A 26111-nucleotide genomic window follows, 5' to 3' on the forward strand; every position below is an offset into this window, starting at 1 on the left:
TGTTAGCGGTTCTCGGTAATCCAAACTTTTTTTGGTATTAATGCTCTTTGAGTAGCACTTTGGCCGGCCGTTTGTTTATTGAGCCCGTATCAGGCCATCGGAGCGCTTTAAGATGCCTCCAGTTCTCCCTTATCTAATGAAAAAATCATTCTCCCTGTTGCTGTTCATGGCGACCCTGGCCTTGCCCGCTGCCGCTCAACAGGACCCTAAAGCCGGCAAAATTCTTGACCAAATGAGTGCCAAATACCAGGCACTAAATGCGTTTCAAGCCGCTTTTACCCAAACCCTGGAAAACCCAGCGGCCAAAGTGAAGCAGAATATCAACGGTGACATTTTGGTAAGCGGCCAGAAGTTTCGTCTAAAAATCAGCGGCCAGGAAGTCATCAATGACGGCAAAACGACTTGGACGTACCTGAAGAACGAAAACGAGGTCAACATCTCGGATTCGGACCCGGATACGCAAGAGATGTCTCCTTCGCAGATTTACACCATGTACAAAAAGGGATATAAGTACACCTATGTGCAGCAGGTGCAGGAAGGTGGCGAAGCCCTCGATGTAATTGAGCTAGCCCCCGAAAACCGCCAGAATGACGTGTTTAAAGTGCGGCTGAAGGTGCGTAAAAACGACTCGTCGGTGAAAAGCTGGCAGATGTTTAAAAAGAACGGCAACCAGTACACGTTCAACATCAAAAAATTCCAGCCCAATCCGCCTGTCGATGCCAATACGTTTGCTTTCGACAAGGCCAAGTATAAAGGCGTGAAAGTGGTGGACTTGCGCTAAACCTGCGGTTGAGTTACCACTAACTCAATTTTTCTTGAAAACGGCCCGCTTCGAAAGAGGCGGGCCGTTTTACATTTGTAGTCATGCGCGAAGACTTCCTCCACTACATCTGGCAGCACCAGTATTTCGACAAGGCTGATTTGCGAACTGCTGGAGGGGAGGAAATCCAAGTGCTTCGCCCCGGCCACCGCAACGCCGATGCCGGCCCCGACTTTCTCAATGCCCGCTTGCGCCTGGGTGAAGTGGAGTGGAACGGAGCAGTCGAAATCCACCTGCGGGCTTCCGATTGGGCCCGTCACAACCACCAGATTGACCCCAAGTACGACCAAGTTATTCTGCATGTAGTGGGCAGCCACGATGCCGAAGTGGTTCGTACCAACGGCAGCCTGATTCCTGCCTTGGCTTTGCAGCCCCGCCTTATGCCGGAGCTGCTGGGACGCTATACTGCTTTGGTAGAAGCCCCCGCTGCCGCCCCGCTGCCCTGCGCGCCACTACTTGGCCTGGTGCCCGAAATCACCAGGACCATGATGGTTGACCGGGCGCTATTTGAGCGCGTGGAGCGTAAAGCCGATGCGGTTCTGGATTTGCACCAACACCTTGGTCAGGACTGGGAGGCTACCACTTACCATGCGCTAATGGCGGCCTTCGGCTTTCAGAAAAACAGCGAACCGCTGGCTCGCCTTGCCAAGGCTCTGCCCTTGGCGGTGCTGCGTCGGCACCGGCACAACCCGCGGCAGCTGGAGGCGCTGCTATTTGGTCAAGCAGGTTTTCTTGCTGATAATGAGGAGACAGTTGCCGATGAGTACATCCAGAGCTTGAAGCAAGAGCATGAGTTTTTGCGGCACAAGTACAACTTGGGCGCCGCGGCATTGCAGGTCCACGAATGGAACTACCTCCGGTTGCGGCCCGCCAATTTTCCGCCTGTGCGGCTGGGGCAGTTGGCGGGCCTGCTCCACGCTCGGCCCGCGTTGTTTGATGCCTTAGTTACGGCGCAAAGCGTGTCGGCGCTGGCCGAGTTTTTCCAGGCTCCCGTGTCTGAATATTGGCGCACGCACTTCCGGCCCGGCCGCGCGGGCAAGGTGCCGGCCATAGGCAAGAGCAGCATTTGCTTGCTTATCACTAACGTGGTAGTCCCGCTACGGGTAGCTTATGCCCGCCACCTGGGTCAGCCAGCTTTGGTAGAGAGCAGCGTGGCCCTGCTTAGCGAATTACCTGCTGAGCACAACCAGTTCACCGATGTTTACGATGCTCTCGGATTTGCCCACGGCAGTGCTGCCGATTCGCAGGGACTACTGGCCCTGCACAAGAGCTATTGTGCTCCGCGGCGCTGCCTGCATTGCGCCATTGGCAGCCGTTTGGTACAGCAACCCCGCGTGGCCCGGTGAAGCTAGTTCTGGCCGTTTTACTGAATGCGGGGCTCTTGGCCCTGCTGCTGCCTTGGCTGATTCGGCAGTGGCACTGGGCGGGTGCAGGGTGGTGGCGTACCATTTTTGCTGTGGGGCTGGCCCTGCGGGTGGTGGTCGGGGTGGCCCGTAGCTGGGTCCCGAAGCTGGACGCACAGTTCATGACGTATCTGAGCACGCAGGTCACTGCAAGGTTATGGTCGGGCCCGGCGGAGGCCGCGAGTCTGCTGTTTGGCTCCGTGAATGTGTTCCGCATAACGCATGCCGACGGCACTGGATATGATGCAGTGTACCAGGGATTGTCTAATACCTGGTACCTAATCAAGATTTTAGCGCTGCTGAACCTGGCCTCGCTTGAAACCAGCTGGCTGAATGGGCTATATCTGAGCTTGTTCGCCTTTGTAGGTTGCTGGCAACTGGTGCGGAAGCTGGCGCAGGTGCTACCCCATACCCTGCCCGGAGCCGGCGTGGTCGCTTTTCTATTATGGCCATCGGTTTGGTTCTGGACAACTGGCATCAGCAAAGAAGCGGCTCTGCTTGGGAGTGGTGCTTGGCTTACTGCTCAGGTATTGGACCTGCTTTATGGGGACGTCGCGGGGCGGCGCCAAGGCTGGCACTGGCTGGGCTGGGGGCTGCTCACGGCAGGGCTCGCCTACTTTCATTTTAAGATGCGCTACTTCTTCGCCGTGCCATTGCTTGGGGTGCTGGCCGGGGTAGCGCTGGGGTACTGGCTGCAGCAGCTGGGGTTGGCCCGCTACCGCTGGGTGCAAGCCGGGGTGATGGCTGCCGTGCTGGGGCTGGGAATATGGCTGGCTCCGCAGCTGAGTACGGGCTTTAGCGCCAATAAATTCACCAATCAGGTAATTAAGGTTTACACCTTCGAAGTCGAACACTCAGTAGGGAAACCTCACTTCGAATACCCGGACCTGCGCCCCACGCTCGAAAGCATGATGGCCCACGCCCCGCTAGCCGTGGCCAATGTACTAACAAGGCCGTGGCTGGGCGAGTCCCGGCAGCCGACCTACATAGCAGCCGGCCTCGAAAACGCCGCAATCTTAAGCTTGCTTGTCCTCGCGGTGGTAGCGCTTGCCCGTGGGCGCGGCGGGCATTTGCCTTTTGCACTGGGGTTGGGCCTCGTCGTTTTCTGTCTGATTCTGGCCTTTTTGATGGGACTGACTACTCCCAACCTTGGCTCGCTGAATCGATACAGAAGCGAACTGGTGCCGTTTCTTCTATTCTTGTTGTTGCAAAACGACTATGCTGCCGCGCTATTACGACGGGTGGGGCTGGCCGGACCGAGCCGGAGTTGATTTATGATTGTTTAAAAGTTGGGTAAAAGGCTTGCCCGGCCGGTAGCGTAACTTTGCGGCTTGTTCAAAAGCCGCTGGGGCCATCATGCTCCGCGCACGAACGTTCAATTGAAATTACTTTTTATGGAAAATCCCGTCATCATTCTTGGTGCCCAAACGGTTGGCACGGCTGTACTCGATGCCTTTTTGTCGAATGACATCGTGGTTTACTGCCTGCTCGACGACGACAAATCGCTGCAAGGCACGGAGCTGCTCGACGTACCCGTGATGGGCAACACCGACGACGGCGAACTGCTCAAGCTGCTTGGCAAAAAGTGCGAAGTGTTTGTGGCCACCGACGACACCGCCAGCCGCCGTAGCCTCACCCAGATGCTGCGCAGCGAGTACGAAGCCGTACCTGTCAATGCCATTCACCAGCGCGCCAGCGTGGCCGCGCATGCTACCCTCGGCCACGGCAACTACATCGGTCCCAACGCGGTTGTAGTAGGCACCGCCACCCTCGGCGATGGTTGCTTGGTGGGTGCCAATGCCGTAGTAGAAGCCCGCGCCACTGTTGGCAGCTTCGCCCAGATAGGCAGCGGCGCTCTGCTCGGGGCCGATGTTCAGGTGGGCGAGCTTGCCTTTATTGGGGCGGGAGCTGTGGTTGTGGCCGGTGTTAAAATTGGCGACAAAGCCCGGGTAGGGGCGGGCTCGGTGGTGGTGGCCGATGTGCCCAACGGCCAGACTGTTTTTGGAAACCCTGCGGTGAAAGTTTAATTTCTGAGCTGGGAGCCATTAGTTGTTCGCTTTCGTCTTACGAAGCAACAGCGAAAAGCTACCAGCCAATAGCTCTCAGCTAACAGCTAAATAATAATGTACCAGGTTCTTCTCTATTACTGCTATACGCCCCTCGAAAACCCGGAGCAGTTCCGGGAAGAGCATCACCGCTTTTGCCTGGAGCTGGATTTGCGCGGGCGCATCATTGTGGCTGCCGAGGGGCTGAACGGCACGGTGTCAGGCACGGTGGAGAGCTGCGCGCGCTACATGGCGACCGTGAAGGCTGACCCGCGCTTTGCGACGCTCGAATTCAAGGTTGACGACGTGCCCGCCCACACGTTCCAGAAGCTGCATGTGCGGGTAAAGCCCGAGATTGTGCACAGCAGCCTGCGCCACGTGCGCCCGCATGAGAAAACCGGCCAACACCTGTCGCCCGAGGAGTTCAAGGCGCTAAAGGACCGCGACGACGTGGTGGTGGTGGACGTGCGCTCCGACTACGAGTACAACCTGGGCCGCTTCAAAAATGCCGTCACTCTGGACATGGAGAACTTCCGCGACTTTCCCGAGCGGGTTGAGCGCCTCAAGGAGTTCAAAGACAAGAAAATTCTGACGTATTGCACCGGCGGCGTAAAGTGTGAAAAAGCCAGTGCTTTCCTGCTCGAGCAAGGCTTCGAAAACGTGTACCAGCTGCACGGCGGCATCATCAAGTATGGCATCGAAGCGGGCGGCGAAGATTTTGACGGGCAGTGCTACGTGTTTGATAACCGCGTGGCCGTGGACGTGAACCGCGTGAACCCCACCGTGATATCCCGCTGCCAACACTGCCAGGAGCCCAGCAACCGCCTCGTGAACTGCGCCAACCCCCATTGCAATGCGCACCTGCCGCTCTGCGAAGCCTGTGGTGAGCAACTGGAAGGCGCCTGCTCCGAGGCCTGCGCCGCCCACCCCGACAAACGCCCCTACGACGGCACCGGCGCTTATCCCAAGGTCAGCAACCACTACAACCCTGCGCAGGGGTTGGCCTCGTATAAGGCGTAAGCAGCGAAACAGCCTTCCATGTAGCGAAGGCGCGGCTGACTTTATACCCTTCAATTCTTTCCCGCTACTCCATTCGGAGTGACCGTTTTTCCATCATGATTCCTTCTTCCGAGCTCATCCTCAATCCCGACGGCAGCATCTACCATCTCAACTTGATGCCTGACCATCTCTCCGACACCATCATCACCGTGGGCGACCCCGCCCGAGTGGCGCAGGTAAGCCGGCATTTCGATTCAGTGGAGTTCGAGACCACTCACCGCGAGTTTGTGACGCACGTGGGCTACTTCCGCGGCAAGCGCTTGGCGGTGATAAGCACGGGCATGGGCACCGACAATATCGACATCGTGATGAACGAGCTGGATGCCCTCGTCAACATTGATTTTGTGTCGCGCACCGTGCGGCCAGCTGAGGAGCGCATGAGCCTGCGCATCATCCGGCTGGGCACCAGCGGCAGCCTACAGGCCGATGTTCCCGTTGGTTCTATGCTGGCCACTGAGCACGCCGTGGGCCTCGATACCCTCATGCAGTTCTACCCGCTGGTGGAAACCGGCCTCGAAACCGAGATTGCAACCGAGCTGCAGCAAACCCTTGAGCTGCCCTTCGCGCCGTATGTGGTGCGGGGCTCCGACCTGCTGCGCGAGCAGCTGGGCGCCGGCATGGTGATGGGCAACACCCTCACGTGCCCGGGCTTCTATGGCCCCCAGGGCCGCATTCTGCGCCTCGACCTGCGCCAGCCCGACTACATTTCGCGCCTGCAAAACTTCCGCCACCAGAGCGCGGAAGGGGAGTTCCGCCTTACCAACTTTGAGATGGAAACCGCCGGTTACTATTCCTTGGGCCGCTTGTTGGGGCACGAGGTGCTCTCCCTCAACGCCATCGTGGCCAACCGGGCCACTGGCGAATTTGCCGAAAACGCCGGGGCCGTGGTCGATGCCATGATTGAGCGCACGCTGCTACGCCTCGTAGTTTGATAATAGCACAAATACGAAAAAGCCGGGCCTCTGCAGATGTACTGCGGAGGCCCGGCTTTTTCGTTTGCTTTTTTACTTCTTAAAAAATGCCGCCACCAATAAACAGACGGAAACAGGCAATGAGAATGGCAATTCCATTGAGCGTCATGCCGGTTTTGCGTTGACCAAAAGCGCCAATGATGAGGCCGATAACTGCGAAAACCAGAATAAACCAATTGGCCCACCCCAAAAAAGGAAACAGCGCGAGCACGGCCAGTAAGAGCGCGACAATGCCCCAAAGGGTTGAAATGATATTCATTGGAAATGGAAAATAGGGGCCGGAGTGGCGAGAGGGTGGCTAATAGAAATCGAAGCCCAGCACGGCGCGCAGTGGCAGCGAAGTACCGGACTTCAGGGTGAGATAGGCCGAATCGGCGGCCCAAATGGTGGTGGCCATGCGCTTGGTTTCGCCGTCGGCAGTCCGAAAATAAATGTCGAGTTTGCCGTGATAAGCGTTGCCGAGGGTCACGGCACGGTCGGCATCGGCACGGCGGCGTTGTTTGGCCAACTCATCGGAAAGCACATCGCCCTGTGGGAAGCGCATGTTGGCGAGCTGTTCTTTTTGAACTATCTCAATGTCGGAGTCGATGGACGTTGCAAACATGGCAAAGAAATAAAAAGATTTGAAGTTGATGATGTAGCAATGTAGAATTTTTTGCTCATTAATCAACTATTAAAATTTTTATTTTCTTAGCATTATTTACGGAAAATAGCTCAGGGAAGTTGTGCTAAAAATTCCATAGTGTCGACGCGGTCGGCATACTCATCTACGCCCGGTGACTGCGCCTGGCCAAAGGGCAAGCTGCCGGCAAAGCGCGCGCCGGCCGACACCACGCACTGGGTCTGGGCCGCTATGTCGGTGAGCTGGTCAACAAGGTCGATTTCGCTGGTGTACTCGGCGTAGTGCACCACCGAAATTGAGGACACCAATAAGGGGCTGGGCCGGAGAAGCAGGAAGCCATTGTCGAAGTGCTGCACGCGGTTGACCAGCAAAATGCTCTTGTTGTAATCGTAGTTGTTGTTGTATTTGTGATGATTAAGTACTCCTTCGTGCGGTTGCAACGCATCGAGCAGGGGCACAAAGTCATACTCCGTGGGCACGAAGAGCTTGCTGACGTTGCGGCAGCCCAAGCCGTAGTACTGAAAAATGTCGGGCCCCAGGCGGGCCAGCTCTTCGCTGGTTTCCGAGCCGGTGAGTATCCCCACACTGGTGCGGTTGCGCCGGATGAGGTGGGGCTTCGTGCCAAAATAAAATTCGAAGTAGCGGGCCGTGTTGTCCGAACCGGTGGCGATGAAAGCGTCGGCGGCGTTGAGGCGCGGCAGCACTTTGATGTAATCGGCGAAGCGGGGTTCCAGGCGCGTGAGTTCGTCCATCAGCCAGGTCATCAGCACCGTGTCGTCGGCGCTGAGCTTGGCCAGCAGCACGTGGCCGCTGAGTAGCACGCACAGCATGTCGTGGAAGCCCACCATGGGGATGTTGCCGGCCATCACCACACCAATCTGGTGCACGGTGGTGGGCTCGGCAGGGTAGCGGGCGGCCCAGTGGCGCAGCGGTTCTTCGGCCAGCATGTGGGCCAGGCCGGCCATGGCGGCGGCCACACTGGGCTCGTCGAACCAGGCGTTTTGGTTGCGCGCCCGGGCGGCAAGCTGGTAAATTTCGTCAGGAGTAAGCGAGGCGAGGCGTTGCCCCAGGGCTGCAAATGCAGCCAAACGTTCGGAGTGTTTCATGAGGAAGAAGGGCACGGCGGCAGGCCAATACGGGCCTTGCGCCGACAAAAGCCTGGCAAAATTGGGCTAAGCCATGCAAAGCCAGCGGTTGTTGGTTAATTTTGCTGGCCCAAAGAACGGCGCGAGCCAGGCGTTTTACGTAAAGCCTGCTAATTTCTATTTGGTTTCCCTTCTCACTACCTGACCCCCGACGCCCCATGGCCATCATGATAACCGACGAGTGCATCAACTGCGGTGCCTGCGAGCCGGAATGCCCCAACAATGCGATTTACGAAGGCGGAGCCCAATGGCGCTGGGCCGATGGCACCAGCCTCAAAGAAGTAGCTACCGGCGACGGGCAGGTGGTATCGGGCACTGCGCCCCAAACTCCCGTTTCGGACGAATACTATTACATCGTATCGGATAAGTGCACCGAATGTGTAGGCTTTCACGAAGAGCCCCAGTGTGCCGCCGTGTGCCCCGTGGATTGCTGTGTGGACGACCCCGACCTGCGCGAAACCCGCGAGCGCCTGCTCGAAAAGAAAGAATGGCTGCACATTGCTGCGTAGCCAGTTTATTTCAGAATAGAGAAGGCCGCTCCTCCGGGGGCGGCTTTTTTTGTGCTGATGCCTATCCAAAAAAGGCCGTCATGCAGAGCGCAGCGAAGCATCTCGCAGGGGGCAGTAATTCAATTGTTCAACGAAGCGAGCGAGATGCTTCGCTGCGCTCTGCATGACGGCCTTTTTTAGAAAGTGCTTTTTCGCTTAGAACTCATGCACAGTCAGTTGGTGAAAATCAGCCGCTGCGCTTTTAGAAAAGCGGCTGTGCTTAGCCTCGTAGCTAATTGGGTATTGCAGCCCTGATTGACTCAGCAAGCGGAGCGCACCGATGAGCCCCCGCTTCTAATGCCTATTTTTGCCCTTTCTGCTTCTTGCTACTTTTCTATGTCCCTCGCCACTACTTACTCGCCCACCGACGTTGAAGCCAAATGGTACCAGCGCTGGCAGGAGCAAGGCTTTTTCAAAGCCTCCCCCAACCCCAAGAAAGTCCCTTACACGGTAGTTATTCCGCCCCCGAACGTGACGGGTGTGCTGCACATGGGCCATATGCTGAACAATACCATTCAGGATGTGCTGGTGCGCCGTGCGCGCATGCAGGGCAAGGAAGCCTGCTGGGTGCCCGGCACCGACCACGCCAGCATCGCCACCGAGGCCAAAGTAGTGGCTTTGCTCAAGGAGCAGGGCATTGAGAAGCGAGACCTCACCCGCGAGCAGTTCCTCACGCACGCCTTTGAGTGGAAAGAGAAGTACGGCGGCATCATTCTCGAGCAGCTAAAGCAGCTGGGCGCCTCCTGCGACTGGGACCGGACCCGCTTCACCATGGAGCCCGAACTGACCGACGCCGTGCTACGGGTTTTCGTCGATTTGTATAACAAGGGCCTGATTTACCGCGGCGTACGCATGGTGAACTGGGACCCGGAAGGCCGCACCGCCATTTCGGACGAGGAGGTGATTGCTAAGGATGTACAAGCCAAGATGTACTACCTCAACTACGCGGTAGTGGGGCAGGAGGGCCAGTTTCTGACCGTGGCCACGTCGCGGCCTGAAACGATTATGGCCGACGTAGCCGTGGCCGTGAACCCCACCGACCCGCGCTACGCGCATTTGGCCGGGGCCAAGGTTACGATTCCATTGTTGGGTCGCGAAATCCCGGTGATTTTTGACGAATACGTATCCACCGATTTCGGTACGGGTGCCCTGAAAGTGACGCCGGCCCACGACCTTAACGACTACGAGCTGGGCGTAAAGCACAACCTGCCCGTTATTGACATCCTGGCCGATAACGGCACGCTCAACGAAAAGGCGGTGCTGTACGTGGGTCAGGACCGGTTTGCCGCACGCAAGCAAATCGCCAAGGATTTGCAGGAAGCCGGCTTGCTGGTCAAAATTGAAGAGTACGCCAGCATTGTGCAAACCTCGGAGCGCACCAAGGCCGTCATCGAGCCCAAGCTCAGCCTGCAGTGGTTCCTGAAAATGGAGCATCTGGCCAAGCCCGCGCTTGAAGTGGTGGAGAATGACACCATTAAGCTGCATCCGCCCAAGTTCAAGAACATGTACCGGGCCTGGATGGAGAACGTGCACGACTGGTGCATATCGCGCCAGCTGTGGTGGGGCCAGCAAATTCCGGCCTACTACCTGCCCGACGGCACGTTTGTAGTAGCCCTGACGGCCGAGGCTGCCCTGGCACAGGCCCGCACCAAAACCAGCAACCCCGACCTCCAGCTCAGCGACCTGCGGCAGGACGAGGACGTGCTCGATACGTGGTTTTCGTCATGGCTGTGGCCGATTTCAGTGTTCGACGGCTTCAAAGACCCCGACAACGCCGACATCAACTACTTCTATCCAACTAATGACCTGGTAACCGGGCCCGACATCCTGTTTTTCTGGGTGGCCCGCATGATTATGGCTGGCCTGGAATACCGCAAGGAAATCCCGTTCAAAAATGTGTACCTGACCGGCATTGTGCGCGACGCGCAGGGCCGAAAAATGAGCAAGCAGCTCGGCAACTCGCCCGACCCACTGGAGCTGATTGCCCAGTACGGCGCCGATGGCGTGCGCACCGGCATGCTGTTCTCAGCCCCCGCCGGCAACGACTTGCTTTTCGACATGAAGCTGGTGGAGCAAGGCCGCAACTTTTCCAACAAGCTCTGGAATGCCTTCCGCCTCGTGAAAGGGTGGGAGGTTGATGCCACGTTGCCCTTCGTGAATGAAAAGCCCGTAGCGTGGTTCAATGCCAAGCTGCAGGCCGCCATTGTGGAGCTCGATGACCACTTCGAGAAGTTCCGGATGAGCGATGCGCTCATGACGGTGTACAAGTTGGTGTGGGACGATTTCTGCGCGCTGTACCTGGAAATGGTGAAGCCCGCCTACCAGCACCCCATCGACGCCGAAACCCTGCGCCACACCACGGCCTACCTCGAAACACTGCTCAAGCTGCTGCATCCCTTCATGCCCTTCATTACCGAAGAGCTGTGGCACGAGCTGGCCGAGCGGGAGTCGCGCGACTACGTGTGCGTAGCCCCCTGGCCCCGGCCCACCGAGCTAGCCGAGTCCCCCCGCCTCCTGGCTGATATGGACAAGGCCCTGGCCGTGGTAGCAGGCATCCGTACCGTGCGCAACCAGAAAAACATTGGCCCCAACAAGCCGCTGGCGCTGGTTGCCAAAACTGATGAACCGGCTTTGTTCACCGATTACGATGGCATTATTCGCAAGCTGGGCAGCATTTCCGAGGTTACGTTTGCCGATGCTGGCCCGGCCGCTTCGGTGAGCTTCGTGCAGGGCGGCAGCGAGTTCTTCATTCCCCTTGAAGGCCACATCGACATGGCTGCCGAGCGGGCTCGCTTGGAAAAAGAGCTTGAGTATGCCCAGGGCTTCCGGGAGTCGGTACTCAGGAAGCTGGGCAACGAGAAATTTACCCAAAATGCCAAGCCCGACGTGCTGGAACGCGAACGCCAGAAATTGGCCGATGCCGAGAGCAAGCTGGCGGCGCTAGAGCAAAGCCTCGCTGCCTTGTAGCATAGCCATTATACCTGTTGCAAAAAGGGCTGTTTCTTCGTCGAGGCAGCCCTTTTTGATGGCCAAGGGGCTGCCGGTGGAGTACCAAGCGCATCCTCCACAACGGCCAGCGGCTCGACACGCTGGGCCTGCAGGTTTCGGCCATACCGATGTACAACCTGCCCGAAGCGGCCGACGCCCGGCACCCCAAAGGCCGGGGCAACGGCTACGTGCTGACGCTGGTCAGTAAAACCGTTTACCTATCCGGCGACACCGAAGACATTGCCGAAATGCACGCCCGTGCTTGCTGGAAGTTAGCAGCTTCTCAGGCTTGTGGCACAGGCGATGGACCGATACTTCGGAATGATGTTAGGATAAAAGCTCATGCTTCCCAAATCTACTTGCTAAGCTCACAGCAATTATATATGTTTGTTGCTATGTATAGCACATTATCCCGACTCAATTTCCTGCAACGCCAAGCCTCTTCCCAGGGGCAGGATTACCATGGCCTTCTGGTGCAATCTGTGTTTCCCTGGGTAGTGGTGGTGCTGCGGGCCGGCCAGTGCGTGACGTCGGTGCCCCTGACGCCCGCCGAAGGGCTGTACCTGACGCGGATACTGGGCGAAACGCCCAGGCTCAGCCCGCTGCTGTACTTTATCGGCGTTCTGGAACATCAACTCCTGACCCAGCCTGACACGACCCGCGACCACGCCGTCGCACTTCCAGAAGTGTTGAGCCCGGCCGTGGCGTAGCCATAGTTATCGGCCAAATGGCCGCCGTCGGCGCCCTAAGCGGCGGGCTGCGGTTCGGCATTGCGAAGGATTGAGTAGGAGCGGCTGGCCAGGCATAAGCAATCTACTAATACCTAAACAGTACTGTTGTCATGATGCCCGTCCCCACGTTATTACCGAATGCCGCTCCGGGCTGGGCTGCCTGCCGCATCTGCTCGCGGCTGGTGGTCGAACGCAACCACGGCTTGTGGGTACGGGGCCGGGAGGTGGGGTAGGTGGGCCGGGCCTAAGCCGGAAGCGCCTCGGCCCAGCGCAAGGTGTCCGTTAGCCACTCGCCGTAGAGCCGCGCGCTGCCCTGGTCCAGGTTCTTGGGCAGTTCCTGCAGCGCGAGCTGGGCCTTGGCGCGGGCTTGTTCGGCATCGCCGGCTTGCCGGGCCAGGGCCGCCTCTACGCGGGCCCACACGTCGGCCTGAATGTGGGGGCTGGGAGTGGCCCGGGCATGAAACGCCTGCGCGGCGGGCAGGTCGTGCTGGTAAGCGGCTGCAAAGAAGGCCGATTCTAGCCACACGCCGCCTTGAAGGGCATCGGGCAGCATATCCAGCCGTTCTCGGTACTCGTGCAGGTAGCGGGCCGCCTGCTCGGTATGGCCGTTATCGAGCGCGATGAGGTAGAGGTAATGAAATACGAACATCTTAAAGGGCAACTCCTGCGGCAGCGCCGCGGCGGCTTCTAGCAGCGGGCGGGCCAGTTCCCGGGGGCGGGTGCCGGCCATCGACGGTATCAGGGCAGAGAGCACGGCTACTTCCAGCTGCCCAGCGACCCCGCCGCGCCACAAGTTCAGAATGCGGGCCCCGTCGCTGTAAAAGCCGCCAGCCCGCATGGGAATCAACGTCACCACGGTCAGGGCCGCCGAAATGATGCCGCTCACCGCCAACGCACCGGCCAGCACCTGGCCCGCGCCCGACGTGGCGGGGGGCAACAGGGCAGATACGCCCAAGACCACTCCGGCATACAGGGCGCTGGCCAGGGGCCCTCCGGCGGCAAAGGCCAGAAAGCGCCGCCGCAGGTTGTGTTCGTCGGGTGGCACACACAGGGCCATGCCTCCAGCCGTATTCAGGTCTTTGTTCCACGAAAAGCGCAGGCGGCCCAGTTCTTTTTTCCACATAAAAGGCCCCACGGCCAGCCAGCGAAAAGCAAAGCCCTGGGTTTGGCCCAGCAACACATGGCCCAACTCGTGGGCGAGCACGGCCAGCAGCCAAGCCACCGGCAGCAACGCCAAGAGCCCTATTTTTTGCCCGCCGCTCCAGGCCGGGTCTTTGATGTAGGCCGCGCCGTACTTCGCGCCCAGCCCGCCTGCCACCATTCCCACTGCGGCTGCTCCCGCCAGGTAGCCAAATTTTTTTAAGCGCTTCATAAAAACTGCATTAAGGTGCTGCCACGGACTGTATCGCTCAAACGCGTTGGGAATTACAACAACGCCGAAAAAGCGCGAATCTGTTTTCTCATAAAGTCCCACGCTGGCGCTCAAGGCATCTGACCAAACAGTATGCAAGTGACGCGAGAGTTGCAAGCCAGTGAGCAGCGCGAAGTGCCCGTGGACGCCTCCTAGCTGAATGCGGGCCTCTACGTTCTGCGCCTGCAGCGCGGCGCTCATCAGGTGCAGCACCTGCGCCTGCGCCTGCTCTTGCAGAAGTAAAGCCCAAGCCCTGGCCGCCACGAGGACTGGGCAAAAGCCTGGAAAACCATTCTTTCACAATAAAGCCCCCGTCTGGTTAGGCGGGGGCTTTGTTGCGAAAGGCCATGGCCGTTAGGAGAGGGCGCGCCACTGCCAGCCACCGCCGCGCTGCCGACGGCCTCGCAAACTTTTCGAAGTTGTGTTGATAACGAGCGTCATGTCGAGCGTAGTCGAGACATCTCGCATGGGTTTGTAATCCAATCGTGTCAACGAGGCGAGCGAGATGTCTCGGCTGCGCTCGACATGACGCTCGTTATTATTTAAAAACAAGTATTATAAATCCACCTTCCAATTGCGTACCATTCAATTCACCCAGCCTAAGGTTGATGAGGGCGTAAGTTTATTTGCTTTGTCGGGGTCCGTACATCTCGTTGCTCGCACTCACCCCTCCACAAGCTCACCCAATGAACAGACTTTGCAAATTCTTAACCAGCACCTCCCTGGTGCTTGGGGTTTGCGCTAGCCCCCTAAAGGCCCAAACCAGCAAGCCCACCGAAATACAGGTGACGCCCTACAAAACCACCATGCTCGCCAACGGCAAGGACAAAGTCTTGATAACGGCCAAAATCATTGACAGCCAAGGCAAAGAGGTGCCCAGCCTCACCAAGCCAGTTACCTACAAACTCATTGGCGATGCCACCCTACTCAGCATCAACGGCGTTGACGCGCAACGCCTCCGCAAAACCGATAGCACCTGGCACACAACGCTAACGGGCACGGCCCGGATTGTGGTAAAAGCCGGCACCACCCGCAAGCCCCTGAAATTTGAAGCCAAAGCCGACAGCCTGGGGGTGGGCGCCACCGAGATTCATGCCATCCGGCCGGGCAAGGCGCACAAGGTGACCACTGCCGGCTACAAAGCTCGGACGACTTCGGACAAAATCCTGGGCGCCGACATTTCTTTTCTGCCCCAGCTCGAAGCCCGTGGCATCAAGTTCACCGACCAGGGCGTGGAAAAAGACGCCATTGCCATTCTGAAAGACCACGGGTTCAACTACGTGCGGCTCCGAATATTTAACAACCCGGCGCAGCCCAAGGGCTATTCGCCCAACCAGGGCTTCTGCGACCTGGAACACACCAAGCAAATGGCGAAACGGGTGAAGGCTGCCGGGATGAAACTGTTGCTTGACTTCCACTACAGCGACTACTGGGCCGACCCGCAGCAGCAAAATAAACCGGCGGCCTGGGCAGGCAAGGACTTTGCCGCCGTCAAAGACTCGGTGCAGGCCTACACCCAACACGTGATGCAGCAGCTCAAAAACCAGGGCACGGAGCCCGAGATGGTGCAGATTGGCAACGAAATCAACCACGGCATGATTTGGCCCGAAGGCCACGTGAACAACCTCGACAGCCTGGCTCAGCTGCTCTACGCTGGGTTTAGGGGCGTGAAAGCGGTGAGCCCTAATTCCTTGATTATGGTGCACGTTGCGCTGGGCGGCCAGGCCGAAGAGTCAGAATTCTTCTACGACGCCCTGCGCCGACGCAACGTGCCTTACGACATCATCGGCCTGTCTTACTACCCCAAGTGGCATGGTACCCTCGACGACCTGAAAAGCAACATCGCCGGCCTTGCCAAGAGATACAACAAGCAAATCATGGTGGCCGAGTACACCCACCTGAAACGCGAAGTGAACGATATTGCTTTCAGCGTGCCCGGCGGCAAGGGCATCGGCTCCTTCATCTGGGAGCCCTTAAACACCTGGGAAGCCATTTTCGACCGCACCGGCAAAGCCAACGAACTCCTGGACCTGTATCCCACGATTGCCGAGAAATATCTCAAATAAGCCGTGCCTTCATTTTGCTCTCGTCAACGAAACATCATCTACTTGACAGGACGCCTGCGCGTTGCCTTCGGCCCGGAAGCCTATTTCAACTTTGCCATTTTTAACGGCCACCCGCTTCAGCTCGATGGTGGCCCATGCCGGATGGGCCTGCTTCACCCGGCGCGCCATTCGTTTACCGGCGCTTTCGGCATACATCTCTAGTGTCGAGAAGCCCGCCGTATTTTTAATGCGTGCGCTGAGTGTGTAGTAACCGTCGGGCAGCGTCACGTAGGGCGACGAGCTGATGACCTGCGATACCCGCCGCCCAAACGCAACTTTATCGCTGATATTGAGGCTCTTTTCGCCCACCACTTTTTTCCGTTCTTCTTCGGTGTTGTTGTAGTTCAGCACGGGCGAGCTGGTGGTATCGAGCGAGATTTTATTGCCCTTGAGCACCGTGGTTTCCCAGCCCAGCAAATGCGTTTGCACCGGTTTCACCAGGCTGGGCATCCTTTTCCGGTCGGCTTCAAAGCTGCCGTTCTTCACATAGTTGTTATCGGCCGCCACCGCCCACTCGCCGGTTTGTGCGTCCAGGTTCCACGACCCGAGCGAGTTGAAATACGGCTCGGCCCCGGCGAAGGACAACGGAAACCACTGGTTGTAGCCCAGGCCGTTGCCGGCAAAATTGGCCCATCGGTCGCCGCAGTACACCACGGTTTCCTGCTTGCTGCCTTTCACGTTCACAAAAAAGCCGGTTTGCGTTACGTGGGCGTAGTCGGCGGTGCTCCCAGCCAGCACCCGCATGTCGTTGGCGGGCTCGTACGGCCCCCTGATGTCGTTGGCAACCAGGTAGTAGGCCAGCGAAGCGTCCCACCCGTACAAATTGGAGGCCGCCATGTAGTATTTGCCCTGGTGTTTGAACATGCAGTTTCCCTCCCGGCCCGCACCTTCAAAAATCTTGGTGTAATCGAGCAAATCCACCTTGCCGTTTTTGAGGCCAATCTCGGAAACGTAGATTTTGTTGCGGCCCCTGCCGTACGAGTACACCAGGTAAGATTTGCCGGTGTCTGCATCGGTAAAAACGGTTTGGTCGCCGGTATTGGTGGTGCCTATCCGGTCCAGCATGCTAATTTTTTGGTGCCACGTAAAAGGTCCCGCCGGCTGGTTTGCCACCGCAATCAGCACCTCGGCCCCGTGCTGAACCAGCAGGGCGTATTGCCCGCTTTCCTGGATGTGCGCCACGCCCAGGCGGCCCACCCAGGTCAATCGCCCGTCGGGCAGGGCTTCGGCTTTGCTTAGCGCGTCGCCTTCAAAGGTCCAGTTAACCAGGTCGGTCGAAGTATAGCAGGTCACCGATTCGAAGCTGGCCCGGGGCAGTGTTTTATTGGGAGAGCTGCGGTACGTTTCTGCTTCCTGGTAGTGCACGCCGTACCAGTAATACTTTTCCTGCCCGGATTTTGGGTCTTTGAAGGTAGATATGCCGCCTCCCTGGCTGTAGAGGGGCTGGCCTTCTTTGGTATCCCAGAACACATCGTTTTTAATGTTCAGTTTCTGGGCGCTTCCGGTTGCGATGAAAGAACAATTCAACAGGCCCAGCAGCAAAAGCACTGGCCCGTGCTTGGCCGCCCGCTGCGCAAAAAGGTGAGTTTGGTACATGCAGGCTACATCAATTAATTGGCCTTGGCCGGAATCTTAGGTAATAATAGACGGCCCCTTTCTATTTCAGCCGGAAAATCATTAATTGGATGTAAAGTAGCTTAGCTTGCACTGCACCTTTCATTCATTTCTGTAAATCTCATGAATAGTTCTTTGTTCTGCGCAGCGGCATTGTTGCTTGTGAGCACGAGCTTTGCGCCGCCGGCTGCCTTTGCTCAAACCTCGTCCAAGCCCGGTATTCCCATGCCCAAACCTCCCATCGCTCCCATCAAGCCCAAACAGCTGGTGTCGCCCCACGGCACCCGCACCGACAACTACTACTGGCTAAACGAACGGGAAAACCCGGAGGTCATCAAGTACCTCAACGAGGAAAACAGCTATTTCGAGCAGCAGACGTCCTCAGTGAAAGGGTTGGAAGAGAAGCTGTTTCAGGAAATGAAAGGCCGCATCAAGGAGCAGGACGAGTCGGTGCCGTACCGCGACAACGGCTACTATTACCACTCCCGTTTCGAGGCAGGAGCTGAGTACCCGGTGTACGGCCGCCGCAAAGGCAACGAGAAGGCACCGGAAGAAGTGCTACTCGACGCCAACCAGATGGGCAAGGGCCGCGCCTACTTTGCCGTGGGCGGCATGAGCGTGAGCGACAACAACGAGGTGCTGGCCTTCAGCACCGACACCGTGAGCCGGCGCCTGTACACGCTGCGGTTCAAAAACCTGAAAACGGGCAAGCTGTACCCCGAGAAAATTGCCAATACGGAGGGCTCGCCCGTGTGGGCCGCCGACAACAAGACGGTGTTCTACGCCAAAAAAGACCCCGCCACGCTGCTGCCGTTTCAGCTGATGCGCCACACCCTGGGCACCGACCCCAAGCAGGACGTGCTGGTGTACGAGGAAAAAGACAATACCTTCTACCTGGGCGTGAGCCATAGCAAGTCGCGCCGCTTTGTGCTGCTCACGCTGGGTTCGTCGCTGTCTAGCGAAGTGCGCTACCTGGACCGCGCCCGGCCCACGGAGGCCCTCAAAACCTTCCTGCCCCGCGAGGCTGACCACCTCTACGAGGTAGAAGATTTCGGCGACAAGTTTTACGTGCGCACCAACTGGCAGGCTCCCAACTTCCGGGTGATGAGCACGCCCATTGCCAGCCCGGCCAAGGCAAGCTGGAAAGACGTCATTGCCCACCGCCCCGACGTGTTTGTGGAAGGCATGGAGCTGTTCAAGGATTTTCTGGTGCTCAACGAGCGCAAGGAAGGCTTACTGCAGCTGCGTGTTATCACCTGGAAAGACCAAAAGGACCACTACCTGAAGTTTGACGAGCTAGCCTTCACGTCGTCCATCGGCTTCAACCGCGAGTTCGACACGCCAGTGCTGCGCTACAACTACACGTCCCTGTCCACGCCTTCCTCGGTGTACGACTACGACATGAACACCCGCAAAAGCACCCTGCGCAAGGAGCAGGCCGTGCTCGGCGGCTTCAACCGGGCCGACTATGTCACAGAGCGCGTGTTTGTGAAAGCCCGCGACGGCAAGATGATACCGACTTCCATTGTCTATAAAAAAGGCTTTAACAAAGACGGTAACGCCCCCTTGCTGCAATACGCCTACGGTTCTTACGGCGCCAACATGGACCCCGGCTTTTCGGCGGCCCGCCTGAGCTTGCTCAACCGCGGCTTTGCATACGTGCTGTGCAACATCCGGGGCGGGCAGGAGCTGGGCCGGCAGTGGTTTGAAGACGGCCGCATGGGCAAGAAAATCAATTCTTTCAACGACTTCATCGACTGCTCGGAGTTCCTGATTAAGCAGAAGTACACCTCGCCGCAGAAGCTGTTTGCCATGGGCGGCTCGGCCGGCGGTTTGCTCATGGGCGCCGTGGTCAACATGCGCCCCGACCTCTACAAGGGCGTAGTGGCCGCCGTGCCGTTCGTCGACGTGGTCACGACCATGTCCGACGCCAGCATTCCGCTCACCACCGGCGAGTACGACCAGTGGGGCAACCCCGCCGACAAAGCCAGCTACGACTACATGCTCTCGTACTCGCCCTACGACCAGGTGAAGGCCCAGGCTTACCCCAACATGCTCGTCACCACCGGCCTGCACGACTCGCAGGTGCAGTACTTCGAGCCCGCCAAATGGGTAGCCAAGCTGCGCGCCACCAAAACCGACAACAACTTGCTCCTAATGCACACCGACATGAGCGCCGGCCACGGCGGGGCCTCGGGCCGTTTCAAGTCCTTGCACGACACGGCCCGCAACTTTGCCTTCATGCTCATGCTGCTGGGACAAAAAGCCTAGCTCTGCGCTTTTAATCAGGCTCATCGGCAATGCGCCCGCAAAAAAGGCTGCTTCTGAATATCAGAAGCAGCCTTTTGCATTTCAAATGTGTGGTTTGGCCTAACGTCCGCCTCCGCTCAGCGGCCGGCTGCGCACGGTATCGCCGCGGGCCTCCCGCTGCACCTGCGCCAATTGGTTTTGCAGCTGAAACGTGACCTGCTGGCAATCGGCGAAGCGCTGCTGGGACGTCTTGAGCGCCTCCTGAGTCGAGTTGAGCTGCTGGTACAGAAAGCCAATGAGCCCCATTGCAATAACCAGGGCCGCGATGAACATGATTTTCATAAGGAAAGCTTCGAAAAACCAGAACGTCATGCTAAGCGCTGTCGAAGCATCTCGCGTGTGGCAGTAAACCCAATCAATGGAATGACTGCTGCAGGTGAGATGCTTTGGCTACGCTCCGCATGACGTTTTCAGTTGCCAATGAATAACTTAAATGGCCGTGTTCGGGTCGAATTGCTCCAAGTAATCGGCCACTTTGCGCACAAACATGCCGCCGAGCGAGCCGTCTACCACGCGGTGGTCGTAGCTATGCGAGAGGAACATGAAGTGGCGCACGCCAATGAGGTCGCCATGGGGCGTCTCAATCACCGCTGGCTTCTTCTTGATGGCGCCCACGGCCATAATGGCCACCTGCGGCTGCATGATGATGGGCGTACCCATCACGTTGCCAAACGAGCCCACGTTGCTGAGCGTGTAGGTGCCGCCTTCCAGGTCTTCGGGCTTGAGCTTGTTGGCCCGGGCGCGGTTGGCTAGGTCGTTCACCTTCTTGCTCAGGCCGTTCAAGTTCAGCTGGTCGGCGTTGTGGATGACGGGCACAATCAGGTTGCCGCTGGGCAGGGCCACGGCCACGCCAATGTTGATGTCGCGCTTCTTGATGATGTAGTCGCCGTCAATCGACACGTTAATCATCGGGTAGTCCTGAATGGCGCGCGCCACCGCCTGAATGAAGATGGGCGTGAAGGTGAGGTTTTCGCCTTCGCGCTTCTTGTAGGCGTCCTTGTGCTTGTTGCGCCAGTTCACGAGGTCCGTCACGTCGGCCTCTACGAAGCTGGTGACGTGGGGCGAAATGCGCTTGGAGTCCACCATGCGCTGCGCAATCATCTTGCGCATGCGGTCCATCTCAATCAGCTCCTGGCCGCCGCTCACGCTGGGCACGGGCTTGGTGCTGGCGGCTTGTTGAGCAGGGGCAGCGGCCGGCGCAGCTTGCGGCTGGGGTGCCGGGGCCGCCGCTGCCGGAGCGGGCGTTGGTGCTGCAGCCGGAGCGGCTGCGCTGGCTGCCAGGGGCTGCTTGCCGCCGGCTACGTAATCCAGAATGTCCTTTTTGGTCACGCGGCCCTCTTTGCCGGTGCCGGGGAGGTATTCCAAGTCGCTCATGCTCACGCCTTCTTCGCGGGCAATGCTGAGCACCAGCGGCGAAAGGAAGCGGCCGGGCTGGTGCACGGCGCCACTCGCCGCACCTTGCGCAGCCTGTGCGGCAGCTTCCGGTAGGTAGGGCACCTCGGCCACGCCGGCATCCGGACGCGTACCGTTGAGCGAGGCCGCTTGCGGGGTAGCGGGAGCGCTGGCCGGCGCCGAAGCACCCGCCGCTGCTGCATCCGTTTCCATGATGGCAATGGGAGCGCCCACGGCCACAACTTGGCCTTCCTGAACTAGAATTTCCTGTAGCACGCCAGCGTGAATGGCCGGTACTTCGGTGTCAACCTTGTCGGTGGCCACTTCCAGCACCGATTCGTCCTGCTCAATGGAGTCGCCAACTTGCTTGAGCCATTTCAGGACGGTGCCTTCCATGATGCTTTCGCCCATTTTGGGCATCGTCATTTCCACTCGTGCCATATTATAGGAGGGGTATTTGGGGAGTTAAGGTGGGATGGGAATTTGGTGGGACAAAGGTAGCCAGAAAGCCGAACGCCCCCGGCGCTATGTGCGGAGGGGGCGTTCAAATCAGTTCTTCGCTTCTAGGACGTCACGCGTGGTTCGATGGAAATGCTTGCGTTTGAGCTTGCGCCTAACTTGCGCCGGGATTGGCCCGCCATTGTTGTAGCGCCTGATAATATCAGTCTCTTCTTCGACGCTATAGCGGCTTGTTTTCATTGCGCCGACCAGTGTGAACGCAGTATTGCCCAAGGCGTTCTGATTAATTTCTTGCTTTGTGAGGGGGCTGTCAGCGCGTTCTGCGTAATAGGCCTTGCTCGCCGAACTGTCCCGGTAAGATTCTAAGTGCTGGCCGGTTGCGCGTTTCTCACGAAATAATTTATGCACTGCAAAAACCGTGTCGCGCCCTTGGCTAAATACCTGCAAGGGTGCACTTATGAAAATGAAAAATACTAAGAAGTTTTTCATACAGCAGCTTTAAAGTAGATAGCTAAGTACTGGTTTACCAGATAGAAGAGACAGGTGAGAGCTCAAGTGTTGCATTAAAGAACAACGGAACGTAGCATCTACCATCGGGAAGACACAGCCACTCTCTCATTAGCTAAATTCATTCTTCTCTTAGCAAGCAGCCTTTAACCTGCCTGCCAAGGGTGCCACGAAGGTGCCACCACGCGCTATTCGACCGTAATAATCGGCAAGCCCTCCTCGGCTAAATCACCGCCGGTGGTGGCAGCTTCCTGCCGAAAATTAGAGAAGCAGATGGTGCGGTTGGAGGCGAAGCGGTTGGTAGGGTCATTGATGATGACGATATGCTCAAACGTACCGAATTCCTTGCCTTCATACATTAAGCTCTGCTTAACGCCCAAATCCGGTTTGTTTACCACGTTCACATAAACGGACCGGCCCACGCCTTTCGGTCCCGGCTTGGCATAGAGCACCGTGGTTTCGATGTTGCCGTTGCATGAATCAGAGCAGCCGGACATGGCCAGCCCACCGCCAATTACAATGAGGGTGACAGAGAGCCGAAACGAAAGCGCGCACAGGTAAGGCATAAAAAAAGCGTTGCTGGGTTTAGTAAAGACGGTTGGGGCGGTAGTAATGCAACTCGGTGTAGATGCGTCGCAGCGCTGGGCTTTGTGCTAGCTCACCACGTAGTTTGTCGGAAGTAATGGCCGCGGTCATTGCAGCCCGATTGGCCATGTAGAATTTAATGGCATCCACGAAGCCGTTGTAGCTGTAGACGTGGCCAAGGACGGTGCCTCCGTAAACAGAGAAGGTGTGAAGGTCTTTGGTGTCGTTAGGGTTGGGGTTTCTGTAGTAAACTTTCTGGTTTAAAACAGGAATTTCCCCCTCGTTTCCCGACCCTAATGGAAAATAAACTCCTGTTGTCTTGCTCTTTCTCAGGAATAAAAACTCCTGCTGGCCCACTTTATAGGAAGTGAAGCGGGAAGCACATGTCCAATCTTCAAACTTATCCAAGGTGATTGTTGCCTCGGGCCGCGCGCCTTTGACGACGTTCAGAGGCTTGACCGTAATAGACTTCTCCTGCACTGATACTATCACGCCGTGGAAAATCAAGTCCGATTCATCAACCAATTCGGCCAGTGGTGTGGGCGAATACTTGGCCATTGCCTGAAAACAGGTCATGACGATGACCAAAAGAAAAAGCAGCTTTTTCACGGCAAGTCAGGATAAGCAGATGGAAACGGCAACGCCCAACCAAAGATGGTCAGGCGTTGCTGCTTACAAACAAATACGTGCTTAAATCGTCGAGAAATCAAACGACTGCTCCAAGAAAGCCGTTGTGAAATTTCCCTCGCGGAACCTCTCATTGTCCATCAGTGCCAAGTGGAAGGGGATGGTGGTTTTCACGCCCTCCACCACAAACTCGCTCAGGGCACGTTTCATTTTTACGATGCACTCCTCCCGGGTTTGAGCCACGGTGATGAGCTTGGCAATCATGGAGTCGTAGTTAGGCGGAATCTGATAGCCTGCATACACGTGCGTATCCACGCGCACGCCGTGCCCGCCGGGAATGTGCAGCGTAGTAATGCGGCCCGGCGCCGGACGGAAGCCGTTGCGCGGGTCCTCAGCGTTGATGCGGCACTCCATGGCGTGCATTTTCGGGAAGTAGTTTTTGCCCGAAATCGGAATACCCGCTGCTACCTTAATCTGCTCTTTGATAAGGTCGTAGTTGATAATTTCCTCGGTCACCGGGTGCTCTACCTGGATGCGGGTGTTCATCTCCATAAAGTAGAAGTCGCGGTTGGCGTCTACCAGGAATTCAATGGTGCCCACGCCCTCGTAGCCAATGGCCGAAGCGCCGGCGATGGCTGCCTTGCCCATTTTCTCGCGCAGTGCGTCGGTCATGAAAGGGGAGGGAGCCTCTTCCACCAGCTTCTGGTGGCGGCGCTGAATGCTGCAGTCGCGCTCCGAGAGGTGGCACACGTGGCCGAACTGGTCGCCCACAATCTGCACCTCAATGTGGCGGGGCTCCACCACGAACTTCTCCAGGTACATGCCGTCGTTGCCGAAAGCAGCCTTCGACTCCGTGCGGGCGTCGTCCCAGGCTTTCTGGAACTCGTCGTCGGAATGAATGATGCGCATGCCGCGCCCGCCGCCACCGGCCGTGGCCTTCAGGATAACCGGGTACTTGATTTTATTGGCGATTTTCTTGCCCTGCTCCACCGAGTCGAGCAAGCCCACCGAACCCGGAATGCAGGGCACGCCGGCTTTAATCATCGTGGCTTTGGCCGTAGCCTTGTCGCCCATCTGGTTAATCATCTCGGGCGAGGCCCCGATGAATTTGATGCCGTTTTCGGCGCAGATGCGCGAAAATTCCGCGTTTTCAGACAAGAAGCCGTAGCCGGGGTGAATGGCATCGGCGTTGGTAATTTCGGCGGCTGAAATCAGATTGGGCATGCTCAGGTAAGACTTGGCAGACGCCGGCGGGCCGATGCACACGGCTTCGTCGGCAAACTTCACGTGCAGGCTTTCCTTGTCGGCAGTTGAGTACACGGCCACCGTTTTGATGCCCATTTCCTTGCAGGTGCGGATAATGCGCAGGGCAATTTCGCCCCGGTTGGCGATGAGTATTTTCTTGAACATGGGTGGGATGGTCAGTAATAAAAAAACTGTCATCCCGAGCGGAGCAAAGGACCTTATCATTCAGGAACGATTGCCGTTCTAGTTCGATAAGGTCCTTTGCTCCGCTCAGGATGACAAACGGGGGAAACTACTCAATCAGGAACAACGGCTGGTCGTATTCTACCGGCGAGGCGTTTTCAACCATGGCCTTCACAATGCGGCCGCTTTCCTCGGCTTCGATTTCGTTAAACAGCTTCATCGCTTCGATAATGCAGATAACCTGGCCTTTCTCCACCTTGTCGCCTACTTGCACAAATGAAGGCGAGTCGGGGCCGCTGCTGCGGTAGAAAGTGCCAATCATGGGCGCCTTCAGGGCGCGGTGGTTGGCAGCGGCAGGGGCCTCGGCCGGAGCCGCAGCGGCGGGTGCAGCCGCAGCCGCCGCGGGGGCGGGGGCTGGCGCTACGGGGGCTGGTGCCGGGGCGTGGCTGTGCGTGGGAGCCGCTACGCTGGTGGTATGTTTGGTATTGGGCTCACGCTGCACCGAGATTTTAAACTCTTCGGTTTCAATGTTCACCTTGTTGAGTCCCGATTTGGCGATAAAATCGAGCAGTTCCTGTAGTTCTTTGGCTTTCATGGCAGCGTCCTTTTTGGGCGAATTTGACATATTCTTTAGCTGCTAGCTATTAGCTGCTAGCTGTTAGCTTTTTTGAACGTCGGCTATCAGCAAATCAGCTGCTAGCTAACGGCTTAATAAAGGCTACTTTACGCGCTCGACGTAGCTGTAATCGCTGGTTTTGATGCGGATTTTGGTGTCGGTGTCGATGAACAGCGGCACCTGGATGCGAGCACCGGTTTCTACCGTAGCGGGCTTCAGGGTGTTGGTGGCGGTATCGCCTTTCAAGCCGGGCTCGGTGTAAGTCACAGTCAGTTCCACGGTGGTGGGCAGTTCGGCAGTGAGGGGCTGCTCGGTTTCGGCGTGCATCAGAATGGTTACTTCCTGGCCTTCCTTCATGAGGTCGGCGAAAGGTACCATGGCATCGGGCAGCACAATCTGCTCGAAGGTGCTGTTGTCCATGAACGTGAACCCGTAATCGTCCTTGTAAATGAACTGGTGAGGGCGCTGCTCTACGCGGGCCGTTTCCACTTTCACGCCGGCGTTGAACGTGTTGTCGATAACCCGGCCGGTTTTGATGTTGCGCAGCTTGGTGCGTACAAACGCGGGGCCTTTGCCCGGCTTCACGTGCTGGAATTCGGTGATGACGTGCAACTCGCCGTTGTAATTAAGGACGAGGCCGTTGCGAAAGTCGGCGGTACTTGCCATTGTGGGAATTTTTAATTGAAAAATTAAAAATGAAGAGCTGCAAACTGGAGTGACCACTA

25 protein-coding genes are annotated in these 26111 nt (G+C 57.5%); 12 read left to right on the forward strand and 13 right to left on the reverse strand.

Annotated features, from left to right (window positions below; all coding sequences use genetic code 11):
- The first annotated feature begins 136 nt into the window (after positions 1-136).
- The 6 genes from lolA1 (at position 137) to BMZ66_RS02130 (ending at position 6259) form a co-directional block, all read left to right on the forward strand.
- Entirely contained in the window at positions 137-781 is a 645-nt protein-coding gene (lolA1, locus tag BMZ66_RS02105; protein WP_092668473.1) for an outer membrane lipoprotein periplasmic chaperone LolA1, read from the forward strand.
- A gap of 83 nt (positions 782-864) precedes the next feature.
- Positions 865-2166, forward strand: coding sequence for a DUF2851 family protein (locus tag BMZ66_RS02110; protein ID WP_092668475.1), 1302 nt, complete (start codon positions 865-867; stop codon positions 2164-2166).
- Complete coding sequence (locus BMZ66_RS02115) at positions 2163-3494, forward strand: hypothetical protein (protein ID WP_092668477.1); 1332 nt, start codon at positions 2163-2165, stop codon at positions 3492-3494. The genes BMZ66_RS02110 and BMZ66_RS02115 overlap by 4 nt, the downstream gene beginning before the upstream one ends.
- 123 nt (positions 3495-3617) lie before the next feature.
- Positions 3618-4250, forward strand: a complete 633-nt coding sequence (locus tag BMZ66_RS02120; RefSeq protein ID WP_092668479.1) for a NeuD/PglB/VioB family sugar acetyltransferase — start codon at positions 3618-3620, stop codon at positions 4248-4250.
- A gap of 96 nt (positions 4251-4346) precedes the next feature.
- Entirely contained in the window at positions 4347-5288 is a 942-nt protein-coding gene (gene trhO / locus BMZ66_RS02125) for an oxygen-dependent tRNA uridine(34) hydroxylase TrhO (protein ID WP_092668481.1), read from the forward strand.
- Between the two features lie 95 nt (positions 5289-5383).
- The gene (locus tag BMZ66_RS02130) at positions 5384-6259 is read left to right on the forward strand and encodes a nucleoside phosphorylase (RefSeq protein ID WP_177204559.1); all 876 of its coding nucleotides are present in this window, start codon (positions 5384-5386) and stop codon (positions 6257-6259) included.
- Positions 6260-6338: 79 nt separating this feature from the next.
- Here the strand turns inward: BMZ66_RS02130 and BMZ66_RS02135 are convergent, their stop codons facing one another.
- The 3 genes from BMZ66_RS02135 to BMZ66_RS02145 form a co-directional block, all read right to left on the reverse strand.
- Positions 6339-6557, reverse strand: coding sequence for a hypothetical protein (locus BMZ66_RS02135; protein ID WP_092668485.1), 219 nt, complete (start codon positions 6555-6557; stop codon positions 6339-6341).
- Positions 6558-6596: 39 nt separating this feature from the next.
- A complete protein-coding gene (locus BMZ66_RS02140) occupies positions 6597-6902 on the reverse strand; it encodes a hypothetical protein (protein WP_143080011.1) in 306 nt (101 codons plus the stop codon).
- A gap of 110 nt (positions 6903-7012) precedes the next feature.
- Positions 7013-8026 (reverse strand): acyl-CoA reductase, encoded by a 1014-nt coding sequence (locus tag BMZ66_RS02145; protein WP_092670202.1) that lies wholly within the window; start codon positions 8024-8026, stop codon positions 7013-7015.
- Between the two features lie 197 nt (positions 8027-8223).
- Here BMZ66_RS02145 and BMZ66_RS02150 point away from each other — a divergent pair, with 197 nt between their 5' ends.
- From BMZ66_RS02150 to BMZ66_RS26225, 4 genes are all read left to right on the forward strand, one after another.
- Entirely contained in the window at positions 8224-8574 is a 351-nt protein-coding gene (locus tag BMZ66_RS02150) for a 4Fe-4S dicluster domain-containing protein (protein ID WP_092668489.1), read from the forward strand.
- A 375-nt stretch (positions 8575-8949) separates the two neighbouring features.
- Complete coding sequence (locus BMZ66_RS02155; protein ID WP_092668491.1) at positions 8950-11580, forward strand: valine--tRNA ligase; 2631 nt, start codon at positions 8950-8952, stop codon at positions 11578-11580.
- Between the two features lie 149 nt (positions 11581-11729).
- Positions 11730-12311, forward strand: a complete 582-nt coding sequence (locus BMZ66_RS26380; RefSeq protein WP_092668493.1) for a hypothetical protein — start codon at positions 11730-11732, stop codon at positions 12309-12311.
- Between the two features lie 131 nt (positions 12312-12442).
- Entirely contained in the window at positions 12443-12565 is a 123-nt protein-coding gene (locus BMZ66_RS26225; protein ID WP_262507564.1) for a hypothetical protein, read from the forward strand.
- An 11-nt stretch (positions 12566-12576) separates the two neighbouring features.
- Here the strand turns inward: BMZ66_RS26225 and BMZ66_RS02165 are convergent, their stop codons facing one another.
- Entirely contained in the window at positions 12577-14007 is a 1431-nt protein-coding gene (locus BMZ66_RS02165; protein ID WP_092668495.1) for a M50 family metallopeptidase, read from the reverse strand.
- Positions 14008-14429: 422 nt separating this feature from the next.
- Here BMZ66_RS02165 and BMZ66_RS02170 point away from each other — a divergent pair, with 422 nt between their 5' ends.
- Entirely contained in the window at positions 14430-15809 is a 1380-nt protein-coding gene (locus BMZ66_RS02170) for a glycosyl hydrolase 53 family protein (protein WP_092668497.1), read from the forward strand.
- A gap of 9 nt (positions 15810-15818) precedes the next feature.
- On the opposite strand, the gene BMZ66_RS02175 is transcribed toward BMZ66_RS02170, so the two are convergent.
- Positions 15819-17444 carry a family 43 glycosylhydrolase gene (locus BMZ66_RS02175; protein WP_092668499.1) on the reverse strand — a complete coding sequence of 542 codons (1626 nt, stop codon included), beginning with the start codon at positions 17442-17444 and terminating at the stop codon, positions 15819-15821.
- A gap of 141 nt (positions 17445-17585) precedes the next feature.
- On the opposite strand from BMZ66_RS02175, the gene BMZ66_RS02180 reads away from it, so the two are divergent.
- Positions 17586-19733, forward strand: coding sequence for a S9 family peptidase (locus BMZ66_RS02180; RefSeq protein WP_439645756.1), 2148 nt, complete (start codon positions 17586-17588; stop codon positions 19731-19733).
- 99 nt (positions 19734-19832) lie between these two features.
- On the opposite strand, the gene BMZ66_RS02185 is transcribed toward BMZ66_RS02180, so the two are convergent.
- The 8 genes from BMZ66_RS02185 to efp all read right to left on the reverse strand — a co-directional run bounded on the left by BMZ66_RS02185 (position 19833) and on the right by efp (position 26052).
- Positions 19833-20054 carry a hypothetical protein gene (locus BMZ66_RS02185; RefSeq protein ID WP_143080012.1) on the reverse strand — a complete coding sequence of 74 codons (222 nt, stop codon included), beginning with the start codon at positions 20052-20054 and terminating at the stop codon, positions 19833-19835.
- Between the two features lie 147 nt (positions 20055-20201).
- Complete coding sequence (locus tag BMZ66_RS02190) at positions 20202-21605, reverse strand: dihydrolipoamide acetyltransferase family protein (RefSeq protein ID WP_092668503.1); 1404 nt, start codon at positions 21603-21605, stop codon at positions 20202-20204.
- A 108-nt stretch (positions 21606-21713) separates the two neighbouring features.
- The gene (locus BMZ66_RS02195; protein ID WP_092668505.1) at positions 21714-22112 is read right to left on the reverse strand and encodes a hypothetical protein; all 399 of its coding nucleotides are present in this window, start codon (positions 22110-22112) and stop codon (positions 21714-21716) included.
- A gap of 206 nt (positions 22113-22318) precedes the next feature.
- Positions 22319-22696 carry a hypothetical protein gene (locus BMZ66_RS02200; RefSeq protein ID WP_092668507.1) on the reverse strand — a complete coding sequence of 126 codons (378 nt, stop codon included), beginning with the start codon at positions 22694-22696 and terminating at the stop codon, positions 22319-22321.
- Between the two features lie 19 nt (positions 22697-22715).
- Complete coding sequence (locus BMZ66_RS02205; RefSeq protein WP_092668509.1) at positions 22716-23324, reverse strand: hypothetical protein; 609 nt, start codon at positions 23322-23324, stop codon at positions 22716-22718.
- An 81-nt stretch (positions 23325-23405) separates the two neighbouring features.
- Positions 23406-24752, reverse strand: coding sequence for an acetyl-CoA carboxylase biotin carboxylase subunit (gene accC / locus BMZ66_RS02210; protein ID WP_092668511.1), 1347 nt, complete (start codon positions 24750-24752; stop codon positions 23406-23408).
- A 127-nt stretch (positions 24753-24879) separates the two neighbouring features.
- Entirely contained in the window at positions 24880-25365 is a 486-nt protein-coding gene (accB, locus tag BMZ66_RS02215) for an acetyl-CoA carboxylase biotin carboxyl carrier protein (RefSeq protein WP_092670206.1), read from the reverse strand.
- A 123-nt stretch (positions 25366-25488) separates the two neighbouring features.
- Positions 25489-26052, reverse strand: coding sequence for an elongation factor P (gene efp, locus BMZ66_RS02220; RefSeq protein WP_092668513.1), 564 nt, complete (start codon positions 26050-26052; stop codon positions 25489-25491).
- Positions 26053-26111 lie beyond the last annotated feature (59 nt).

This window comes from Hymenobacter arizonensis (assembly GCF_900115775.1).
GTDB classification, from domain to species: domain Bacteria; phylum Bacteroidota; class Bacteroidia; order Cytophagales; family Hymenobacteraceae; genus Hymenobacter; species Hymenobacter arizonensis.

Excerpts from the sequence above, each read along its gene's own strand:
- lolA1 (WP_092668473.1), top strand. The coding sequence starts at position 137 with ATGAAAAAATCATTCTCCCTGTTGCTGTTCATGGCGACCCTGGCCTTG.
- BMZ66_RS02110 (WP_092668475.1), top strand. The coding sequence starts at position 865 with ATGCGCGAAGACTTCCTCCACTACATCTGGCAGCACCAGTATTTCGAC.
- BMZ66_RS02120 (WP_092668479.1), top strand. The coding sequence starts at position 3,618 with ATGGAAAATCCCGTCATCATTCTTGGTGCCCAAACGGTTGGCACGGCT.
- trhO (WP_092668481.1), top strand. The coding sequence starts at position 4,347 with ATGTACCAGGTTCTTCTCTATTACTGCTATACGCCCCTCGAAAACCCG.
- BMZ66_RS02130 (WP_177204559.1), top strand. The coding sequence starts at position 5,384 with ATGATTCCTTCTTCCGAGCTCATCCTCAATCCCGACGGCAGCATCTAC.
- BMZ66_RS02135 (WP_092668485.1), bottom strand. The coding sequence starts at position 6,557 with ATGAATATCATTTCAACCCTTTGGGGCATTGTCGCGCTCTTACTGGCC.
- BMZ66_RS02140 (WP_143080011.1), bottom strand. The coding sequence starts at position 6,902 with ATGTTTGCAACGTCCATCGACTCCGACATTGAGATAGTTCAAAAAGAA.
- BMZ66_RS02145 (WP_092670202.1), bottom strand. The coding sequence starts at position 8,026 with ATGAAACACTCCGAACGTTTGGCTGCATTTGCAGCCCTGGGGCAACGC.
- BMZ66_RS02150 (WP_092668489.1), top strand. The coding sequence starts at position 8,224 with ATGGCCATCATGATAACCGACGAGTGCATCAACTGCGGTGCCTGCGAG.
- BMZ66_RS02155 (WP_092668491.1), top strand. The coding sequence starts at position 8,950 with ATGTCCCTCGCCACTACTTACTCGCCCACCGACGTTGAAGCCAAATGG.
- BMZ66_RS26380 (WP_092668493.1), top strand. The coding sequence starts at position 11,730 with ATGTACAACCTGCCCGAAGCGGCCGACGCCCGGCACCCCAAAGGCCGG.
- BMZ66_RS26225 (WP_262507564.1), top strand. The coding sequence starts at position 12,443 with ATGATGCCCGTCCCCACGTTATTACCGAATGCCGCTCCGGGCTGGGCT.
- BMZ66_RS02170 (WP_092668497.1), top strand. The coding sequence starts at position 14,430 with ATGAACAGACTTTGCAAATTCTTAACCAGCACCTCCCTGGTGCTTGGG.
- BMZ66_RS02175 (WP_092668499.1), bottom strand. The coding sequence starts at position 17,444 with ATGTACCAAACTCACCTTTTTGCGCAGCGGGCGGCCAAGCACGGGCCA.
- BMZ66_RS02180 (WP_439645756.1), top strand. The coding sequence starts at position 17,586 with ATGAATAGTTCTTTGTTCTGCGCAGCGGCATTGTTGCTTGTGAGCACG.
- BMZ66_RS02185 (WP_143080012.1), bottom strand. The coding sequence starts at position 20,054 with ATGAAAATCATGTTCATCGCGGCCCTGGTTATTGCAATGGGGCTCATT.
- BMZ66_RS02190 (WP_092668503.1), bottom strand. The coding sequence starts at position 21,605 with ATGGCACGAGTGGAAATGACGATGCCCAAAATGGGCGAAAGCATCATG.
- BMZ66_RS02195 (WP_092668505.1), bottom strand. The coding sequence starts at position 22,112 with ATGAAAAACTTCTTAGTATTTTTCATTTTCATAAGTGCACCCTTGCAG.
- BMZ66_RS02200 (WP_092668507.1), bottom strand. The coding sequence starts at position 22,696 with ATGCCTTACCTGTGCGCGCTTTCGTTTCGGCTCTCTGTCACCCTCATT.
- accC (WP_092668511.1), bottom strand. The coding sequence starts at position 24,752 with ATGTTCAAGAAAATACTCATCGCCAACCGGGGCGAAATTGCCCTGCGC.
- accB (WP_092670206.1), bottom strand. The coding sequence starts at position 25,365 with ATGAAAGCCAAAGAACTACAGGAACTGCTCGATTTTATCGCCAAATCG.
- efp (WP_092668513.1), bottom strand. The coding sequence starts at position 26,052 with ATGGCAAGTACCGCCGACTTTCGCAACGGCCTCGTCCTTAATTACAAC.